Source organism: Nocardia rosealba, from assembly GCF_020216065.1.
GTDB lineage: Bacteria > Actinomycetota > Actinomycetes > Mycobacteriales > Mycobacteriaceae > Nocardia > Nocardia rosealba.
Window position 1 is genome coordinate 279,506 of record NZ_JAIWNA010000007.1, and the last position, 17,705, is coordinate 297,210.

Sequence of the window (17,705 nt, forward strand, 5' to 3'; positions counted from 1 at the left end):
AAGGAACCATGGCTACCGAAGGATTCGTCCGTCGCCCACGGATCGCGCCGCCGCGCGCGCCGGGTGGCGAGGTGGCACTCACCGCGCCACCCGAAGTGCCGCGCGCGCTGCCCGCGCCGTTGATGATGAAGATCATGCCGGTAGTCATGATCGTCGCGGTGATCGGCATGATCGCGATGATGGCGACCATGGGCCGCAATATGCTCGCCAACCCCATGTCGATGATGTTCCCGATGATGATGATCATGTCGATGGCGGGCATGATGGCCGGCGTTCGCGGTGGCGGCGGCAAGCGCGCCGTCGAACTGAACGAGGAGCGCAAGGACTACTTCCGCTACCTCGACCAGGTGCGCAAGGACGTTCGACGCACCGGCGGCAAACAGCTCGAGGCGCTCGGCTGGAGTCACCCGGAGCCCGCGGACCTGCCCTCGCTGATCGGCGGCCGCCGGATGTGGGAACGCCGACCCGCCGACCCCGACTTCGGGCACGTCCGCGTCGGTGTCGGCAGCCACCGGCTCGCCACCAAACTGGCCCGCCCCGAGACCGGTCCACTCGAAGACCTGGAACCCGTCTCCACCGTTGCCCTTCGCCGCTTCGTCCGCACCCACTCCGTGGTGCACGAGCTGCCGACCGCGGTGTCGTTGCGCGCCTTCCCGGCCATCAATATCGCAGGCCCCACCGAGGACTCGCGGATGCTTGTGCGCTCCATGCTGATGGAGCTGGCCACCTTCCACGGTCCCGATCACCTGGCCGTCGCCATCGTCTGCGCAGACCCGGATGGGCCGTGGGCATGGGCGAAGTGGCTGCCGCACCTGCAACACCCGAACCAGCGCGACGGCCTTGGTTCGGCCCGGATGATGTACACCTCGCTCGGTGAGCTCGAGACCGCGCTCGCCTCGGAGCTGATGGAACGCGGCCGCTTCATGCGCAATCCGCAACCGACTCAGGGCCGGTTGCACCTGGTCGTCATCATCGACGACGGGTACGTCAGCGGCAACGAACGCCTCATCAGCGAATCCGGCCTCGACTCGGTGACCGTTCTCGACCTCACCGCCCCGGAGAACGGCTTGGCCGCGCGCCGCGGTCTGCAACTGGTCGCCGAGGCGGGCGAGGTGTCGGCGCGCAGCGCCTCCGGTGTGGAGAAGTTCGCCACCGCGGACACCGTGAGCCCGGCCGAAGCCGAGTCCTTCGCCCGCACCCTGGCCAGGTACCGACTGGCCACGGCGGCCCAGATCGTGAGCCTAGGGGAGGGGACCACCGCCGATCCGGGCCTGATGGCGTTGCTCAAGATCCCCGACGCCGCCCAGATCGACCCGTCGAAGGTATGGCGTCCGCGTACAGCTCGCGAACGTCTTCGGGTGCCCATCGGCATCACCCCCGACGGCACCCCCGTCGAGATCGATATCAAGGAATCCGCCGAGAACGGTATGGGCCCGCACGGTCTGTGCATCGGCGCCACCGGTTCCGGCAAGTCGGAATTCCTTCGCACACTGGTGCTTTCGCTGGTCACCACGCATTCGCCGGACGCGCTGAACCTGGTGCTCGTCGACTTCAAGGGTGGCGCCACCTTCCTCGGTCTCGACTCGCTGCCGCACGTGGCGGCGGTTATCACCAACCTCGAGGAAGAACTCTCGCTGGTCGACCGCATGAAGGACGCGCTGGCCGGTGAGATGAACCGCCGCCAGGAGCTGCTGCGTTCGGCGGGCAACTACGCCAACGTCACCGACTACGAAAAGGCCAGGGCCGCAGGCGTTCCACTCGACCCGCTACCCGCGCTGTTCGTGGTCGTCGACGAGTTCTCCGAATTGCTCTCGCAGAAACCGGATTTCGCGGAACTGTTCGTGATGATCGGCCGACTCGGCCGCTCGCTGCACGTGCATCTGCTGCTGGCCTCGCAGCGGCTCGAGGAGAACAAACTGCGCGGCCTGGAGTCGCACCTGTCCTACCGGATCGGTCTTCGCACGTTCTCGGCCAACGAGTCGCGCGCGGTGCTCGGCATCACCGACGCCTACCACCTGCCGAGCGTGCCCGGCGCGGGCTACCTGAAAAGCGATGCGTCCGAACCGCTTCGGTTCAACGCGAGCTATGTGTCCGGCCCGTACGTCGCACCGGCGGGCACTGTCGTCGACGACGACGGCGCCCCGGTCGGCAGGCAGCGCCTGGTGGAATTCACCGCCGCGCCGGTCGAGGTCACCGAGGCGGCAGCCGACGAGGCAGACGAGCCGGCCCAGCGTGCCAGGCCGGAACTGCCGCCGCCACCGCCGAGCGGCGCTGTCGCAGGCGAGGAGGGCATCCCGGACTCGCTGCTCGACGTCGTCGTCAAGCGGCTCACCGGTCACGGCCGCCCCGCCCACGAGGTGTGGTTGCCGCCGCTGGAGGAGTCTCCCACCGCCGACATGCTGCTACCCGACCCCGACTGGCGTTCGCCGGTGAACCGGCACGGCCAGCTGTGGATGCCGATCGGCGTGGTCGACAAGCCCTACGAGCAGCGCCGCGATGTGCTCACCATCAGCCTCGCGGGCGCCCAGGGCAATGTGGCCGTGGTCGGTGGTCCGCAGTCGGGCAAGTCGACGACCCTGCGCACCATCATCATGGCCGCCGCCGCGACCCACACCCCCGAACAGGTGCAGTTCTACTGCCTCGACTTCGGTGGCGGCAGCATGGCGGGCCTGGTCGGCGTCCCGCATGTCGGCTCGGTCGCCGGTCGCCTCGACGGCGACCGGGTGCGCCGCACCGTCGCCGAACTCACCTCGCTCATGCGCCAGCGTGAGGAGCGCTTCGCCGAACTCGGCATCGAATCCATGGCCGAGTTCCGCAGGCGCAAGTTCTCCGCTCTCGAGGCCCGCCAGATCAACGGGACCAAGGCCCCGGCAGGCGACCCGCTCGCCGCCGACCTGTTCGGCGACGTGTTCCTCGTCATCGACGGCTGGAGCGCCATCCGCGAGGAGTTCGAGGTACTCGAACCGCAGATCAACGCCATTGCCACCCAGGGTCTTTCCTTCGGCATCCACCTGATGATTGGTGCGTCGCGCTGGGCCGAGATCCGCCCGGTCGTCAAGGATCAGATCGGTACCCGGCTCGAGCTGCGCCTCGGTGACCCCGGCGACTCGGAGATGAATCGCCGTACCGCCCACCAGGTTCCGGTCGGCAGGCCGGGCCGCGGTCTCACGCCGGAACAGCTGCACATGCTGATCGCGTTGCCCCGCTTGGATTCCGACTCCGATCCCACGACCATTGCCGACGGTGTCACCCGGGCCCGCGAGGAACTCACGACCCTCTATCAGGGCAGGCGGGCCCCGGAAGTGCGCATGCTGCCGCTGAGCGTGCCCCGCGACCAGGTGGTCGCCGCCGCCAAGGCCGAGGGCGTGCACCTGGACCGCAGCAAGATCGTCGTGGGTCTTGGCGAGTCCGAATTGCAGCCGCTGGTGCTGGATTTCGCTGTGGAACCGCACTTCATGGCCTTCGCCGACGTGGAATGCGGCAAGACCACGCTGCTGCGCAATATCGTGATGAGCATCGCCGAACAGTCCACCGCCGACGAGGCGCGGGTGATCCTCATCGACTACCGACGCACCATGCTCGGCGTGCTCGACGGCGACCAGCTCGCCGGATATTCCACGTCGTCACAGACCTGCGGGCCGATGATCTCGGAGGTGGCGGGCTATCTCAGCAAACGCATCCCCGGCTCCGACATCACCCAGCAGCAGCTGCGTGATCGCAGCTGGTGGTCGGGCCCGGAGATCTACGTCGTGGTCGACGACTACGACATGGTCGTCACCGGATCGACGAACCCGTTCTCCCCACTACTCGAGTACCTGCCCCAGGCGCGCGACATCGGCCTGCACCTGATCGTGGCGCGCCGCATCGGTGGCGCTTCCCGCGCGCTCTTCGATTCGGTACTCGGCGGAATGAAGAACATGTCGGTGCAAACGCTCATCATGAGCGGCTCACGCGAGGAAGGAAAACTGGTCGGCGACGTACGCCCGAGCAAGATGCCACCCGGTCGAGGCACCCTCGTCTCGCGCAGTCTCGGCATCGAACTCGTACAGATCGCCGACCTGCCACCGCTCTGATCGAACCCCCACCCGGGCAGCAGATGAAATCTTCTGCCACACACTATGTTACGGCTGATAATCGCGGTATCGTCGCCGTGAAACGCTGTGCGTAACAGCGCTCGGGTGGGGAATCGAAGGGGAGCAGTATCGATGTCAGCACAAGGGGGGTCGGCGTCGCACGCCGATGTGTTCTTCGCGTTGTCTCGCACGGGGGCGATCGAGGTTCGCACCACCGAACAGGGACTGCCGCTGGGAATCACCATCGAAGCCGACGAATTGCGTCGTGCGCCTGGTGAGCTGGCCGCCGAGGTATTGCGGTTGTGCAAGCAGTCGGCCGATCGCGCGGCTTTGGCGCGCCGAGCCGAGCTGTCGGCTGCCGGTGTGAGCTCCGACGTGCTCACGTCGTTGGGTCTGCCCACTCCGGAGTCGGTGGCCGCCGCGGAGGTCGTTGCCGAGCAGGACTACGACACCGAGCCGGACAGCTGGCTGCGGTCGGTGTGATCAGAAATCGCTAGGAGAGATTGTCATGAATACGGTAGCTACCGAGCCTTCGGCCATGGAGCTGTTGCGTGCGAGCGCGATCGGACCGGCGCTCGATCTCCCGGTGAGTTCGGCGCTCGCGAACATGGGAGTGCCCACCCTGCCGCAACTTCCGGCGTTGCCTGCACTGCCGGATCTGCCCGCGCTGCCCCTGATCGATATGTCGGCTCTCGTCCAACCGCTCACCGACCTGGCCGCTGGTTTCGGCACCGGGCAGATCGGGACCGGCACGGCTTTCGATCCCACCGAGGCGTTGTCGAACGCGGGCACCATCTTGCAGACGGCGCTGGAAGTCGGGGTGAGCGCCTTACAGACGCTCATGCAGGAATGGGAAGGCGAGGGCGCCGACGCGGCGTCTTCGAAAGCGCAAGCCGTGCAGCAGAATTCGACGGAGGTCGCCGCGCAGAGCGCCGAACAGAAGTCGGTGGTCACCCAGGCGGCCGCCTCGGTGGCCAAAGGGCTGGCGCAGCTGACAGCCATCACTGCGAGGTTCATCGCCACCGCGACCGCCGCGGCTCCGCTGGCGGCCACACCGGGTGGTCAGGTGGCGCTGCTCGGTCTCGCAGCCGAGGCCGGCGCCGAGGCGCTGGCGGTCGTCGCGCAGACGCGTGCGGAGATGACCGCCCACACCGCGTCGATGAACGCGGCAGGCACCAAAGTGGATGTGACGAGCGCACCCTCCGGTATGGATTCCTCGAACATGCTCTCGCAGCTGTCCAGCCTCATCACGCCGCTGCTCTCGTTGGCGACGACCGCATCCGAACAGCTCACCTCCGCGTTGACCGGCGAGACGACCACCGACACGAACAACGTGGAAGATGTCGCACTGGAACAGGATGCGAATATCGGTGCATCGGCCGGTGGCCTCGGTGGGGGAGCCGGCGGTGGCGTCGGAGGTATCGGCGCGGTGAGTGCGGTCGCACCGGCTCTCGGGGCGTGGTCCGGTGGACGTGGGTCCACCGGTGGCGCCACCACCACGGGCGCCGCTACCGAGGCCACTGCCAGCGCGTCGAGCGGTGGTCGTGGCGCGGTCACCGGTGGGCCCGGCATGCTGCCGCTCGGTCAGGGCATGGCCAACGCCGCCCGGGCGGGCGACGCGAGCAGCGGTCTGGACGTGCGAACCAACCTGGTCACCGGCGAGCACGGTGACGAGGTCATCGGCGATATCGCCGATACGGCCCAGCCGGTGGTCGGTGCGGCGGCGCAACGCGCACCGCGATCGGGGCAGGTCGACCTTTCGGTCTGACAATCGCGATGCGATGGTTCGCAGCACCTCGAGCGGGTGCTGCGAACCGGATCGTCTAGAAGTAGGCAGTGATGGCCGCGTCGTAGATCTCGTCGGCCAGATCGACATCCGCTGCCGGCTGATAGTTCCGCGCGCGAACATGTTCGACGAATTCATCCGGAATCGCGAGATCGTAGCGGGTCAGATAGTGAATCGAATCGACCCGCCACAGCCACGTGCCGTCCGAGATCAACGACTGGCCACTCCTGATCGACGTATTCGGGTCGAACAGGTCGACCACGCTACCCATGACGTCGAATACCGGCGTGGCAGCGACCATGTATTCGAGGATCCGGGCGCGATCTTCGAGCTGATGCGTGGTGCGTGATTCACGCAGCGAGGGCAGGTCGTCATGACCACTCCGATACATTTCCCGGTAGATGCCGACCGGTTCGAGTTCCAGCATGTGCTTCCTTTCAGGAGCAATTCCCCGATTTGCTTCCCGCAGCGGAGGCCGCGGCCCTCCGATCCTCGCGAAGTTCGTCGACGTGAGCATAGCGCGCGACGTTGTCGAACCCGTTGTGTCAGTGCGGGTCCTGCATTTTCGGATCTACATTTCGAAGATCACAGGCGAGCCGCCGGAAGTTATATCAAAGGTTGCCCATTCGTCGCATTTGCGGAATGCTGTACGGAGCAAGATCTTTCAGGGGGGAAATCTCGTGGTTCAGTCAGATTCCGGTGTGCCGGAGGCCGATCCGGCGACCTTCACGGCGACATCCGCATCGGGGGCGATCGCGGTTCGCGCCACCGAACGCGGCCAGCCGCTGCGGTTGCGGATTCGCCAGGACGAACTCTACCGACAGCCCGACGACCTCGCCGCCGAGATCGTCGCGCTGTGCCGCCGCGCCGCCGACCGGGGTGCGCTGGCCAGGCGGGCGCAGCTGGAAGCCGCGGGAATGAGCGCGCAGTCGCTCGCCACCATCGGCGTTCCCACACGCGAACAGGTCGCGCGCGCGGAATTCGAGTACGAACAGCGATACGGTGCCGACCCGCAGATCTGGTCCCCGTCGAACTGAGGAGAGCGATCATGGTCGGTTCGATGGACGAATTGATGGATCGGGTAATGCGCAAGGCATACCGGCTGCAGGATCTGAGCGATCAGCTCGCGGCGATCCGCGTGCGCGTCGGTGCCGCGGACGGAGCGGTGATCGTCGTGATGGACGGCACCGGCGCGCTGGTCGATCTCGAATTGACCGAGGACATTTCCGAACTGACGGCCACCGAGTTCGAAACGGCGGTTGTCGCGGCGGCGGAGGCAGGCGCGAGACGCGCACTCGAACAACACAACCGGCTCGTGGCCGAATTCACCGAAGCGACCACGTCCTGACGTTGCCGACTTTACTCATCCAAGCTCGAAGGAGAATTCAATGAACCAGGTTTTGCAGACCTCACAGGCCGCGATCACCCAATTCGGCAGCGAGCACGCCGCTCTCGCCGGTCAGGTCGCGAGCGCAGGCGCGGGTGCGGCCGGCATGGTCGCCGCGGCGGTTCCGATCTTCGGCCTCATCGGCCAGGACTTCCTCGCGTCGTTCGCGGTGGCCTCCGGCAACCACTTGAGCACCATCGGTGAGATCGCGGCCGTCCACGCCGCCACTTCGGCCGCGGCCGTCAGCGCAGCCGGTGCGTACCAGACCACCGAAGTCAGCTCCGCGGCCGATTTCAACACGGTTATGCCCTAGCCATGGCGACTGAAGACAGCGCGCCCGCGGAAGGGATGGTCGCAGATCCTGCCGCGGCCACCCAAACCGCCGAGGGCGAGACACAGCAGACCGTTGAGGAGATCATCCGCGAGCTGCTCGAAGCCCACGGTCTGGGATCGCTGCTCGACATGTCGGTGCCGGACGCGCTCAGCTCGTTGCAGCTTCCGCAGCTGCCCGATCTGTCCTCCGTGGCCGAGGCGGCCTCCTCGATTCCCCTGTCGAGCCTGATCGAGCCGGTGCTGGAAATGGCGTCCGCGTTCGGCAGCGGTGATACCGGTGGTAGCTCGGGCGGCGGTTCCACCGGCGGTTCAGGCGGCGGTTCGAGCAGCTCTCCGACCTCGGCACTGTCCGGTATCACCGACACGCTCTCGACGGTGGTCGATCTGGCCAAAGACGCGCTGTCGGCGGCGACCGCGCTCTGGGAGGGCACCGGCGCCGATGCCGCGGCGACCAAGTCCACCGAGGTCGCGCAGAACACCACCGATACCGCCGCCCAGGCGGAGAAGATGAACCAGCTGGTGGCGGCGGGCGCTGCCGATGTCAGCACCGGCGTGGCCGAAATCAACGCCGTCATCGCACGTTTCGTCGCGGGGATCACCGCGCTCGCACCGATGCTGTGGACCCCGTGGGGTCAGGCCGCCGCGATCGCGCTGGCCAACGAGAGCATCGCCGAGGGCGGCGCGATCGTCGCGAAAACCCAAGCGGCGCTCACCACCAAGGCCGGCGAAATGACCGCTGCCGGCCAGAAGATCGCCGTCACCGAGGCGCCCAACATCATCTCCGGGCTGACCACCGCACTCAACGTGGCAACACCCCTGATGAGCATGGCCTCGACCGGCGTGGAGGCACTGTCGGGCCTGGCGAGCAGCGCCACCAGCGCGGTCAGCGAGGGTGTCGACGCGGCGACCGAAGCGGCATCGACCGGCGCCGATGTCATGAGCACCCTGACCGACGCGGCCACCCAGCTCGGTGAAACGGTGTCCTCCGAGCTCGCCGAAGCCAACAGCCTCACCGAGAACCTCGGTGCCACCACAGGTTCCGAAGACGGCAGTGCCGCACTGTCCACCGACCCGAGCTCCGCCTCGGCCGGTGCCGGTGGTGGAGGCGGCGGAATGGGTATGGTCGGCATGGGTGGCATGGGCGGACTCGGCGGCATGCCACCGAGCAGCTCCCCACTCAGCAGCACCCCGCTCGCCGGTCGGCAGAGTATCGACGTGGCAGCAACCGGCCAGGCCGCGGACTCCGCGCGCCAGACAACGGCCGGTGCACCGGGCGGTATGGTTCCCGGCGCTGGCGCGGCCCGTCGCGCGGGTGACGCCGGAACGCACGACCCCGAGCGCACCGGGTTGGTCGCCGGTTCACACGGCGACGAGCTCGTCGGTGCTGTGAGCGGTACGTCGATGCCGGTGATCGGCGCGGACGAGGAGACGTTCGACGAATCGTCGGGAAGTTTGGTGGTCTGACCCGGGCGCCCGGAAACACTTCGCGGTGTCCGGGCACCCGGTCGGTCAATACCTGCTGACGGTGCCGCCGTCGATTCTCTGGCGTAGGCGCGTTCCGTCCAGGTCGATGTAAGGGCAGTCGGTCGCCCCTTCACGGAGAGTTGCGGTGGGGTCGTCGGGGGCGATCCAGAGCAGCTTGCCGGTGTCGAACCAAGGGCGAAGGTCGAAGTCGTGATCACCGAGTGCCCAGGTGTGTTCGTCCCAGCCACGCCAGACCCCATCGACGTCATAGGTGTCGTAGTTGTCGGCGCCCCAAGTGTTTTCGAGGGGCACCCCCAGCTCGCGGACGGTGCTGTAGTAGGTGGTGGCCCACCCGGTGTGTGGGCCGATGGTGATCTGAGTGATGACCGCACGGACGGTCGGGTGGTTCAGAATCGCTGGGATGACGTAGGGAACGTCGGGTCCGGGCCTGCGCGAGAAGGGCGCGGGGGCAACAGGTTCGGTGAGGCGGACAGCGCCACCCATGGCGAGCCAGGTGCGCGGCACGATACTCGACCGACGACGATGGGGCTTGTCGTATTCCCAGTACCAGCCGTCGAGGTCGACGTTGTCCATCGGCCACCGGAAAGCGGCGCCGGAGAACGGGCATCGCGAGACAAGTACTTCCGGGAGCAGTTCGACATATCGTTCGAAGTATTCGAAGGCGTCGTAGATGATCGCGTCGCCCTCTTCGGTATCGGGCGCCGACTTGTACAGCTCGACTATCCGGTTCCCCGCGTCGAGCAGATTTCTGCGCTCCGCCCTGAAGGTATCGCTCATTTCCTATGAATCCTATGCATCGTCGCCCGAGTTCGTGGAGGCAAGGCCCAGCAGCGGAAGGTCCAGATCCCTGTTGCCCGCCTTGCCGTTCCACGCCCGGTAGGTGAGCAGTGCCGGTGCCGCGATACCGAAGACATCGCGCAGACCGACAACCGCCATCGACGCCAGTTTCTGGTAGCTGGTCGAGGGCGCGGGCCAGGGAAGTTCGACCCACCAGTTGTCGACGTGATCGGGATGAGGTTCCTGCCAACCGGTTTCGATGAGCAGTCGATATTCCTCGGCGGTGATGCGATCGCTCTCATCTGTCGACTCGTCGCCGGCCAGCTGGCCGTAGAGTTCGTCATCGGTCTGGGCGAACTGGACGAATCTGCGTGAATCGTGGGGTGGTCGCGACGCGGTGATGACGAGGAAGGCGCCGGCGGGGAGCCACATCAGTTGCTGTGCGAGTCCGTCGGCGAACTCGGTCCAGTCGGTCAAATCACTCCTTCTGCTTCGAGCCGCACGGTTTCGTCGTGTACTGCCAAGCCCGCGTTCGTGTCCAAATACAGGTGGATGCTGCTGGTCATCTCGATCAGTCGGAGTGTGGTGTCAGGGCCGGCCCAGCGGACTTCGGCGTACTCGCCGGGAATTCTGTTCGTCGGCGCGCCGACCGCACCGGTGATCGCGGTTGCCATCACGACAAAGGCGTCTCGGATATCGGCACGGGTAGCGGTTGTCTCGCTCGTGAACCCGGTGACGGCCAGGTCGATCTCGTTGGCGCGACCCCGATAGCCCTGCACCGAACCACTGGCGCGACCGAAGCCGGTGTCCAGGCGCACCGAGTGCGGTCGGGTGGCCTCGACCCGCCAACCGAAACGCGCGGCGAGGGCGTCGACGTCGGTCATCTGCCAAGACCAGTCGAGGTCGCGCAACCGGGTAGCCAGATCGGCGATCTCGTTCTCCGAAAGTGTTTTCCACTCTTTCATATTCGAGTCCTGTTCTTCCCCGCCGGACGTATTCGGCAAGAATAACTCATCGGCCACGTTCCATTCCTCGTGGATCGCGCGCCCGTTCGCGCTCCCGCGCCACCTGCCTCAACCGCGCCGGACTACGCCCCTCCTGTTCCATCCGGATGGCGAGACTCGGCGGGACACCTTGACCCATTTCGACCAGCATCCTCGCCTCCGTCAACTCGAGTGACAACCCACGGCTGAGAAGATTGGCAGCGAGCGCCAGCCGGCGTTCCGGCGAGTCGAATTCGACGACGGGTGGCTGACGTGATTTGTCGCCGGCATCGAGTGCTCTGTCTTCGACAGCGCGCCCCATATCGTTGGAAATCTGCCGATAGGCACGGACATCCAATGTCTTCGCGAGCTCCGGGCCTATCCGGAAACGGGAATCGCCCACGGTTCTATTATGGTCCTGTCGAACCAGTTCCCTGTCGAGGGTTTCCATGGACCGGCCGAGAAGTTCGGTGCGTTCCAATTCCAGCGTCTTGACGATTTCCTGACGGTGTTCCTGACTCAGGCCGAGTGCTTCGAGGGTGCGGGCCTCGGCCGCACGCTCGGCCTGAACCAGCCCGCCGAGCGTATCCATCGTTTCGCGCACCAGGGCCGGACCGGGTTCGCGCCCTTGCTCCAGGGTGCGTTCGATCTCCTGAACGCGGCTCAGGGCCAATTCGGCCACCCGGCCTCGTTCCAGCGCCGGGAGCTCGCGGGCTTCGACGGCCCGGGCGGTGCCCTGCCTGACGATCTCTCGGCCGAGTGCCTCCACGGGACGCCCGAAGTCGTTGGTTCGGTCCATATCGAGAATCTTGGCCAGTTGTTCGGCGTGCCGGGCGTCGAGCCCCATCGCCTCGATAGTGCGAACCTCGGCGGCACGTTCGATTTGAATCACCTGTGCCAAAGCACTGTATTCCTTGACCAGTCCAGTGATCTCGAGTTCGGCGCCCTGGCTTCGGGCCACGGAAATCTCGCGAGTCAACTCGAGCATGTGCTCGACGAATCTCGCCCGTGCCGGATCCTCGTGCTCACGGAATCGAATCGCGAGAGATTTCGCATCGCGCAGCATCACACGTTCGTTGTATTTTATTTCTGTAGTCAGCGACAGCGCGCGACTCTCGACATCGAGTCGGATCAGTTTCTCGACCAGGTCGCGGTGGGGGCCGAGTTCCACGTCTCTGAACACGGCTATTCTGCTCTGGATTTCGATTTCCTGCATGCGGGCAGCCTGTTCCTGCGCGGCGGCGATCAGTCGGCTGGCAGCCTCCGGAGCCAATCCGAGTTGCAAGTCGCGACTGATTGCTGCTTGCTGGGCCGAAAGCCGGTCAGCCATGTCCGTGGCCTTGCCGATGGTGCTGTTGTCGCGTGCTCCATAGCTGAAGCCGACGGCATCTGGCACAGCACGAAGGAGATCGGGACTGTCGATACCGCGGAGTAGCGCTTCCCTTTTCCGTTCGATCTCTCTGGAGAGGACCTGCTCCAATTCGTCGCGGCTTCGGTACGGGTATTCGGCGTCACGCACCACTCCACCGATTGCGGCGATGCTGGTGTTCGGGCCACCGTCGACGAGGAACCTCGATACCTCGATGGAGCCGTCCATACGTGCGTGCACGTAGTGGTACTCCATGCGCAGGGTTCCATCGTGCAGCGCCCGCGTGAGATCTTCACGGGCCTCGATGACCCGTCTACCTTCGGGGCTGTCGGGGTCCACCCCCCGAGCCCGCATCTCGTCGTGGGTTTCGGTCAGGATGCGCTGGAGGTTCTGGTCGATGTTCAACGTGTGCAGTCCGTACTCGGTCGAACCCTGCTCGGCTTTCCCATGAACTGTGAGCGCGTCACCCAATGGCGAGCCGAGGCCCTTGTTCTCGGTACCGATAAGCGTCGGAGGGGTGCTTTCCGTAGCCGGAACGAACGCTATGGTGTCGATGGTCTTGTAGCCGTCGAAGGCGCCTGCGAAGGGTGAAAGCAGCGTGGCGTTCGGGCGGAGTTCGCTGTCGACCGCGTAGGCGTTTCCGCCCAGCTCGCCCATCGCCTTGGAGGTGGCAACCATCTCGTTTCCGAGGCGGTTGTATATTTTGGCGTTGTCGCGCAGTTCGTCGAGGCGATCGAGTTTCGCGTCTACCTGTGCGTCGCTGAGTTCCCGATCGGCGAGCACGGCTTCGCGCTTGGCGACGATGATCCTGTCGAGTTCCGCGGCTTTGAGATCGTGGACGCGTTCGATCCCGAATTCCGCCATGTGGCCTTTGACGACAGCCCCGGCGCGGTCTCTTTCATGCTGCTGCGCTCGGCGCTCCTGCGAATGCCGCTCCAGTTCCTCACGAACCGCTTCGTCACGCACGACATAGGTTTCCGGAATCTCTTTCTGCGCCTTGTGCACGACGTCCTGCGACGTCAGTGGGTCCGTGACGAACCGGTTCCCGTCGTGCAGCGCGAATTTCGTGTCCCGGAATGTACCGGGGGCGTCCAGGAGATGATGCAGGCGCCCGTCTTCGGTGCGGTAACTGTCGGCTCGATCATCTGGCTTGTGGAGCAGTCCGTCATTACCGACGATCATGCCGGCCGGTATCGATCCCACATGTGGAGCCGGGCCTGGCGGCCCTGAGCTTCGGGAGTCGTGCGTTGTCTCGGGTATCGCGTAAAGACCGTCGATCGCAGGCGGATCGCTCGATTCGTCGGCCATGAAGTCCCAGCCGTCGCGCCCGTTTACCTCGGCGCGTTCCGATGTGCGTTCGCCCGGCGCCGACGTGGCGTCAGCTCGCTCCTCGGAGGCGCTTTCCGGCGAGAAGGTGAGCCAACTGCCATCGTTGTGGACCACGGCGGGGGAGTTCGGGCGCTGCCGGACACCGACGATATCGGTGGGCGCGTGTACTGGAACACCGAGCCGGTCGGCGATCTGCTGGGCCCACCCGATGTCACCGCCGCTGAAGCAGGAAACGAGCCGGACCGGTGTTCCGGGAACGTAATTCGGGTTGACGAGGATCGCGTCGGCGACCTGCTGTGGTGACAGCGGGGCACCGTTGCCGTCGAGTGGGTGCCCGGATTCGTCGCCGTGCAGGATCACATCGTGCGCGCCGTCGTTGCGCAGGTTCTCGGTGACACGTCGCGCCGCGGGGTCGGAACCAATCGTGGTGCTGTGCGTGCCGTGCGAGAAGGAGACCCCTGCGAGGGTGGACTGCGGTGCCCCGGCGACCGCGTGAGCGAGCTCGTGGCTGAGCCGGTTGATGTCCGTGGAGTCCACGCCTGCGGTGGCGTCGACGAGTCCCATGTGTTCGCCGATGGCTCGAACTACCGTTTCGACGGGGACATCAGGGTCCCAGTGCGGGCCCGTCACCTCGGTGCTGGGCGCAATGGCCGCTCGTAGGTGTGCGTGTTCGGGATTGTCGACGAACTCGATATCGACCCGTAAGCCGTCACCGTTGAGCAGGATGTGGTTCGGCGCGGAAGTGTCTGCCGCACCTGCCTTCTCGGGGAACAACGCGGCTGGTGGCGCTTTCGACGGGTCACCGAACAGCTGTGAACTCGCCTCGATCATGGTGCGCGCGACCGTCTGCATTCGGTCGGCTGTGACCCCCGGCATTTGCTCGAGGTAGGCACGGATCTTCACTTCGGTTGTCCGGCGGCCATTGCCGTCGATGGTTTGCCGGAAGTCGTACCGCGCAGTGCTGACGGTCGTCGGCTGCTGAACGGGTGGCCCGGCCGGGTAGGCCGCCGTAGCGCTGTGGATACTGCCGTCGGCATCGATCCACACCGCCCGGGCCGGGGCCAGGACATCGATGCCGAGATGTTGGGCGAGTCGGGTGGCGAACCCGTTCGAGGACGCATTGCCAGCGATGAGCCGGACCGGGGTGGTGTGGTCCCAGCCGTGTGCGCGCAACAGGTCGCCGTATTCGGCAGGGGTGTAGGCATGGTCGCCGATGAGCGCGTGGCCGTCGTCGGAGAGATGAACGTCGGCTGTGAAGTAACCGGGGGCGGCCGGCACCTGGCGAGCGAGGTCGGCGCGGCCGGGATCGGCGGTGTGATGGGCGATGCCCGCGGCGGTGCGCTCACCGCGCTCGGCGGCGAGTTGTCCACTGTGAGTGAATGCTTCGTCTCGTCGGTCGGCGAGATGGCGCAGTGCTGCGGCTTGCTTCTCGAGGGCCGCCAACTCGTGTTCGGGCGAATCCGTCGGGACGACCAATGGGGGATGGTCCTGCTGAGTTCGGATGGCCGTCATCGATTGCCCGTTCGGCCCGTCCGGGGCGGAAGTCTTCGTGTTCTTGTCTGCCCAGGCGTGAAAAACCGTGAGGTCGAAATCAGGGTGGGCTTTGAGTTCGGCGGCGCGCTGTCGAAGGTGCTCGACCTCGGTTTCGACATGTCGGCGGAGTTTTTCGGTGTGGTGCGCTCGTTCGCTCTCGCCGGCTTCGGAGTCCCGGAAATGCGTGTCGACCAGCCCGGGAATGCTTGCCAGCCGGGCACGTTCCATTCCATCGATGACCGCGGCCACATGCCACGGCGTCATTTCCCGATCGACTTCCTGCAGGGTCTTCGCTGCCCAGGTGACGGCGGGTTGCGTACCCGGCCGGAACTCGATCAGGGGTTCGTTCTTCGACTCCGGTGTTGGGTCGAACTGGTGCTGGTCGATGATGCTTTCGTAGTTGCGTGCCCGCTGGAAGGAACTCTGTGGGTTCCAGTAGACGTGGGGACCGTGCATGATGCCCGCACCGATCACGGCGAGCCGGCGCTCGTAGAGACTCAGCTCCGCTGGTGTCAGGCGAGTTCCGTCGGCGTGCAGGATTTCGAACATGTCGTGGTCGCCGGTTACGGGTACCTTGTCACCGTTGATCTTCTGATGGACGATGCCGTTCTCGACCACGAAATCGTGCGCCAGCTCGGCCATATCCGCCGCATACGCGACGAAGTCCTCGGCGCGGTCATGTAGTCGCTGCTCGAGTGCTTCGATCTGCGTGTCCGACATGCCGGTGGTGTCGGGCATACGCAACGTCCCCGGCTCGAACCGCCCGACCAGCCCCTTGGCGTGCGCCGGTGCGCCGAGCGCGACATCGAGATCGTTGATCGTCTTGTCTTTGATCACCATCGGTTTGGGCGCGGCGCCGGCTTTCAGGTGCGGCACCGAATCAGGATTGGTCGGGCGGACCTGGATGATCAGGTTGAATCTGTCGATGAATCCTTGGATACGGCGTTGGTTTCTGATCGGAATGCCGTAGACCGATTCGATGTCGGCGGATGTCAGCGGATCCGTCGGCAGGGAGTCGTCGGCCATGAGGTCCCAGTCGCCCTGCCGACCGGGGTCCGAGTTCGCAGGATCGACGGGAAGCGTGGTCGGCGGCCGATGATTCCCGTCCGCATCCGCCGGATGGAACGTGCGCCAATTGCCGTCGTTGTGAACGACGGCGGGGGAGTCGGGGCGTTGCCTGACACCGACGATGTCGGTGGGTGCGTGGACAGGCACACCGAGTTCGTTCGCGATGTGTTGTGCCCACCCGGCGTCGTTGCCGCTGTGGCATGAGACGAGCCGGACGGGAGTGCCCGGCACATAGTCGGGATTGGCGCGGATGGCCTCGACCACCCGCTGGGGATCGACCGGGATACCCATATCGTCGACGGGGCGGCCGATGTCGTTGCCGTGGACGACGACGTCGTGGGCACCCTCGTTGCGGAGGTTCTCGCTGACACGACGCGTGGTGGGGTCGTCGCCGATGGTGGTGCTGTGGGGCCGGTGCTGGACGGGCAGACCGACATCCACGCGGTGCTCGGGAGTACGCGCGTCGTCATCGGCGAGTGGATCGGTAGCGGCCGAATGGTCGGCCACGGTGTGGCTGTGGGTGCGCGCAGCTTCGATACCCGCGTCGTAGTCGGTGACCGATCGTCCCGCGCCCGGATGGTATTCCGAGCCGACCGCCGCGGGGTCGTAGGCCATGAACACCACGTCGGGCCGACCACCGTTGTGCTTGCGGAAGGTCTCGTAATCCCAACCGGGCGGAGCATACTCGTCGTTCCAGGCGAGTCGGGCCACCGGCACGAAGCCCGCCTCGGCGTAGAGCCGAGGCAGAACTGTGTCGAAACAATCGAGCCTGCGGCCGCCCTGATCGATCGCGATGGTGAGCATCGCGATCGACGCGCCAGGATAGCGAGTATCGCGATGGGCGAAGACCGAAACGATCTCGTCGCCTTTCAAGGCGATGCCGGCTTTACCGTCGTCGGTGACGAACAACCGCATGGTGCGGTATTCCTCGGTGCTGTAGACGTGCACCGACGCCGCGAAACGATTGTTCTCGGTGAGCAGGACCATTCGCCGACGGAAGAAGTCGGCGTCGGCCGGTGCCAGCTCGAAGAGGTCCGGCGTGCTGTGTCCGAGTGCGGCGAGACGGTCCGCGTCGGCGGTCGTCAGCGAGCTGACCCCGACCGGGGTGATGTCGCCGAGATCGGTCAGAAGCCGTGGGCCTCCGCTTCCTCGATCATCTCGTCCGTCCAGTACTGCTCGATCGCTGTCCGTTTGTCCGTCGGAAGGTCCGGTGTCCACCCCCGCCGCCGCCAGAACGCTTGGCGTTGAGCCTCGGTCAGTGGTGGAACGCTGCTGTCGGTCATCGGAGATCTCCTGGGCGGGCTGACTTGTCGGGCTGGTGGTTTCGTGCGCGTCGGCGGGTGGTACGTCGGCTGAGGGCGCCGGCCGTTCTTGCCGATTGTCGGGATCCCCGGACATCGCCCGGCCGGGGTTCGCCGTGGCCGGTGAAGTCGAACCTGCGACCGGGACAACGTATCCCCGGTCGTTGATCGGGCCGCCGCGCGGATACTCTCCCGGTGGTAAGTCGAATACACCTTCGTTGTCGAAGAAGCGAACCTGGCCGTCACGGCTGACGACGGCTTCGACATGCGGCGTCCTTTTG

At 65.8% G+C, this 17,705-nt stretch carries 13 protein-coding genes and 1 pseudogene; 8 read left to right on the forward strand and 6 right to left on the reverse strand.

Annotated features, from left to right (window positions below):
- The first annotated feature begins 8 nt into the window (after positions 1-8).
- From eccCa to LDL21_RS24360, 3 genes are all read left to right on the forward strand, one after another.
- Positions 9-4,073, forward strand: a complete 4,065-nt coding sequence (gene eccCa, locus LDL21_RS24350; RefSeq protein ID WP_225281894.1) for a type VII secretion protein EccCa — start codon at positions 9-11, stop codon at positions 4,071-4,073.
- Positions 4,074-4,205: 132 nt separating this feature from the next.
- Positions 4,206-4,556: a hypothetical protein gene (locus LDL21_RS24355; RefSeq protein ID WP_181699477.1), complete on the forward strand. Its 351-nt coding sequence runs from the start codon at positions 4,206-4,208 to the stop codon at positions 4,554-4,556.
- A 25-nt stretch (positions 4,557-4,581) separates the two neighbouring features.
- Complete coding sequence (locus LDL21_RS24360; protein ID WP_225281895.1) at positions 4,582-5,841, forward strand: hypothetical protein; 1,260 nt, start codon at positions 4,582-4,584, stop codon at positions 5,839-5,841.
- Positions 5,842-5,896: 55 nt separating this feature from the next.
- Here LDL21_RS24360 and LDL21_RS24365 read toward each other — a convergent pair whose 3' ends face one another.
- Positions 5,897-6,376 (reverse strand): hypothetical protein, encoded by a 480-nt coding sequence (locus LDL21_RS24365; RefSeq protein ID WP_225281896.1) that lies wholly within the window; start codon positions 6,374-6,376, stop codon positions 5,897-5,899.
- 163 nt (positions 6,377-6,539) lie between these two features.
- On the opposite strand from LDL21_RS24365, the gene LDL21_RS24370 reads away from it, so the two are divergent.
- The 4 genes from LDL21_RS24370 to LDL21_RS24385 are packed head-to-tail and all read left to right on the forward strand — an operon-like array spanning position 6,540 to position 9,043.
- A complete protein-coding gene (locus LDL21_RS24370; protein WP_225281897.1) occupies positions 6,540-6,896 on the forward strand; it encodes a YbaB/EbfC family nucleoid-associated protein in 357 nt (118 codons plus the stop codon).
- An 11-nt stretch (positions 6,897-6,907) separates the two neighbouring features.
- Positions 6,908-7,207, forward strand: coding sequence for a YbaB/EbfC family nucleoid-associated protein (locus LDL21_RS24375; RefSeq protein ID WP_225281898.1), 300 nt, complete (start codon positions 6,908-6,910; stop codon positions 7,205-7,207).
- 40 nt (positions 7,208-7,247) lie between these two features.
- A complete protein-coding gene (locus LDL21_RS24380; protein ID WP_181699468.1) occupies positions 7,248-7,559 on the forward strand; it encodes a type VII secretion target in 312 nt (103 codons plus the stop codon).
- 2 nt (positions 7,560-7,561) lie between these two features.
- Complete coding sequence (locus tag LDL21_RS24385; RefSeq protein ID WP_225281899.1) at positions 7,562-9,043, forward strand: hypothetical protein; 1,482 nt, start codon at positions 7,562-7,564, stop codon at positions 9,041-9,043.
- 45 nt (positions 9,044-9,088) lie between these two features.
- On the opposite strand, the gene LDL21_RS24390 is transcribed toward LDL21_RS24385, so the two are convergent.
- The 5 genes and pseudogenes from LDL21_RS24390 to LDL21_RS30295 all read right to left on the reverse strand — a co-directional run.
- The gene (locus LDL21_RS24390) at positions 9,089-9,841 is read right to left on the reverse strand and encodes a hypothetical protein (protein ID WP_225281900.1); all 753 of its coding nucleotides are present in this window, start codon (positions 9,839-9,841) and stop codon (positions 9,089-9,091) included.
- Positions 9,842-9,853: 12 nt separating this feature from the next.
- Complete coding sequence (locus LDL21_RS24395; protein WP_225281901.1) at positions 9,854-10,318, reverse strand: TY-Chap domain-containing protein; 465 nt, start codon at positions 10,316-10,318, stop codon at positions 9,854-9,856.
- Entirely contained in the window at positions 10,315-10,806 is a 492-nt protein-coding gene (locus tag LDL21_RS24400; RefSeq protein ID WP_225281902.1) for a DUF6301 family protein, read from the reverse strand. Before LDL21_RS24400 ends, LDL21_RS24395 begins: the two co-directional genes overlap by 4 nt.
- A 46-nt stretch (positions 10,807-10,852) precedes the next feature.
- Positions 10,853-16,081, reverse strand: a complete 5,229-nt coding sequence (locus LDL21_RS24405; protein WP_225281903.1) for a DUF8616 domain-containing protein — start codon at positions 16,079-16,081, stop codon at positions 10,853-10,855.
- 210 nt (positions 16,082-16,291) lie between these two features.
- A pseudogene (locus tag LDL21_RS30295) lies at positions 16,292-16,564 on the reverse strand (DUF8616 domain-containing protein); the annotation flags it as partial.
- Here LDL21_RS30295 and LDL21_RS24410 point away from each other — a divergent pair.
- Positions 16,445-17,371, forward strand: a complete 927-nt coding sequence (locus LDL21_RS24410) for a hypothetical protein (RefSeq protein ID WP_225281904.1) — start codon at positions 16,445-16,447, stop codon at positions 17,369-17,371. The pseudogene LDL21_RS30295 and the gene LDL21_RS24410 sit on opposite strands and share 120 nt — an antisense overlap.
- Positions 17,372-17,705: the final 334 nt, after the last annotated feature.

Coding starts and splice junctions, on each gene's coding strand:
- eccCa (WP_225281894.1), top strand. CDS start 9: ATGGCTACCGAAGGATTCGTCCGTCGCCCACGGATCGCGCCGCCGCGC.
- LDL21_RS24355 (WP_181699477.1), top strand. CDS start 4,206: ATGTCAGCACAAGGGGGGTCGGCGTCGCACGCCGATGTGTTCTTCGCG.
- LDL21_RS24360 (WP_225281895.1), top strand. CDS start 4,582: ATGAATACGGTAGCTACCGAGCCTTCGGCCATGGAGCTGTTGCGTGCG.
- LDL21_RS24365 (WP_225281896.1), bottom strand. CDS start 6,376: ATGCTCACGTCGACGAACTTCGCGAGGATCGGAGGGCCGCGGCCTCCG.
- LDL21_RS24375 (WP_225281898.1), top strand. CDS start 6,908: ATGGTCGGTTCGATGGACGAATTGATGGATCGGGTAATGCGCAAGGCA.
- LDL21_RS24380 (WP_181699468.1), top strand. CDS start 7,248: ATGAACCAGGTTTTGCAGACCTCACAGGCCGCGATCACCCAATTCGGC.
- LDL21_RS24385 (WP_225281899.1), top strand. CDS start 7,562: ATGGCGACTGAAGACAGCGCGCCCGCGGAAGGGATGGTCGCAGATCCT.
- LDL21_RS24390 (WP_225281900.1), bottom strand. CDS start 9,841: ATGAGCGATACCTTCAGGGCGGAGCGCAGAAATCTGCTCGACGCGGGG.
- LDL21_RS24400 (WP_225281902.1), bottom strand. CDS start 10,806: ATGAAAGAGTGGAAAACACTTTCGGAGAACGAGATCGCCGATCTGGCT.
- LDL21_RS24405 (WP_225281903.1), bottom strand. CDS start 16,081: ATGGCCGACGACTCCCTGCCGACGGATCCGCTGACATCCGCCGACATC.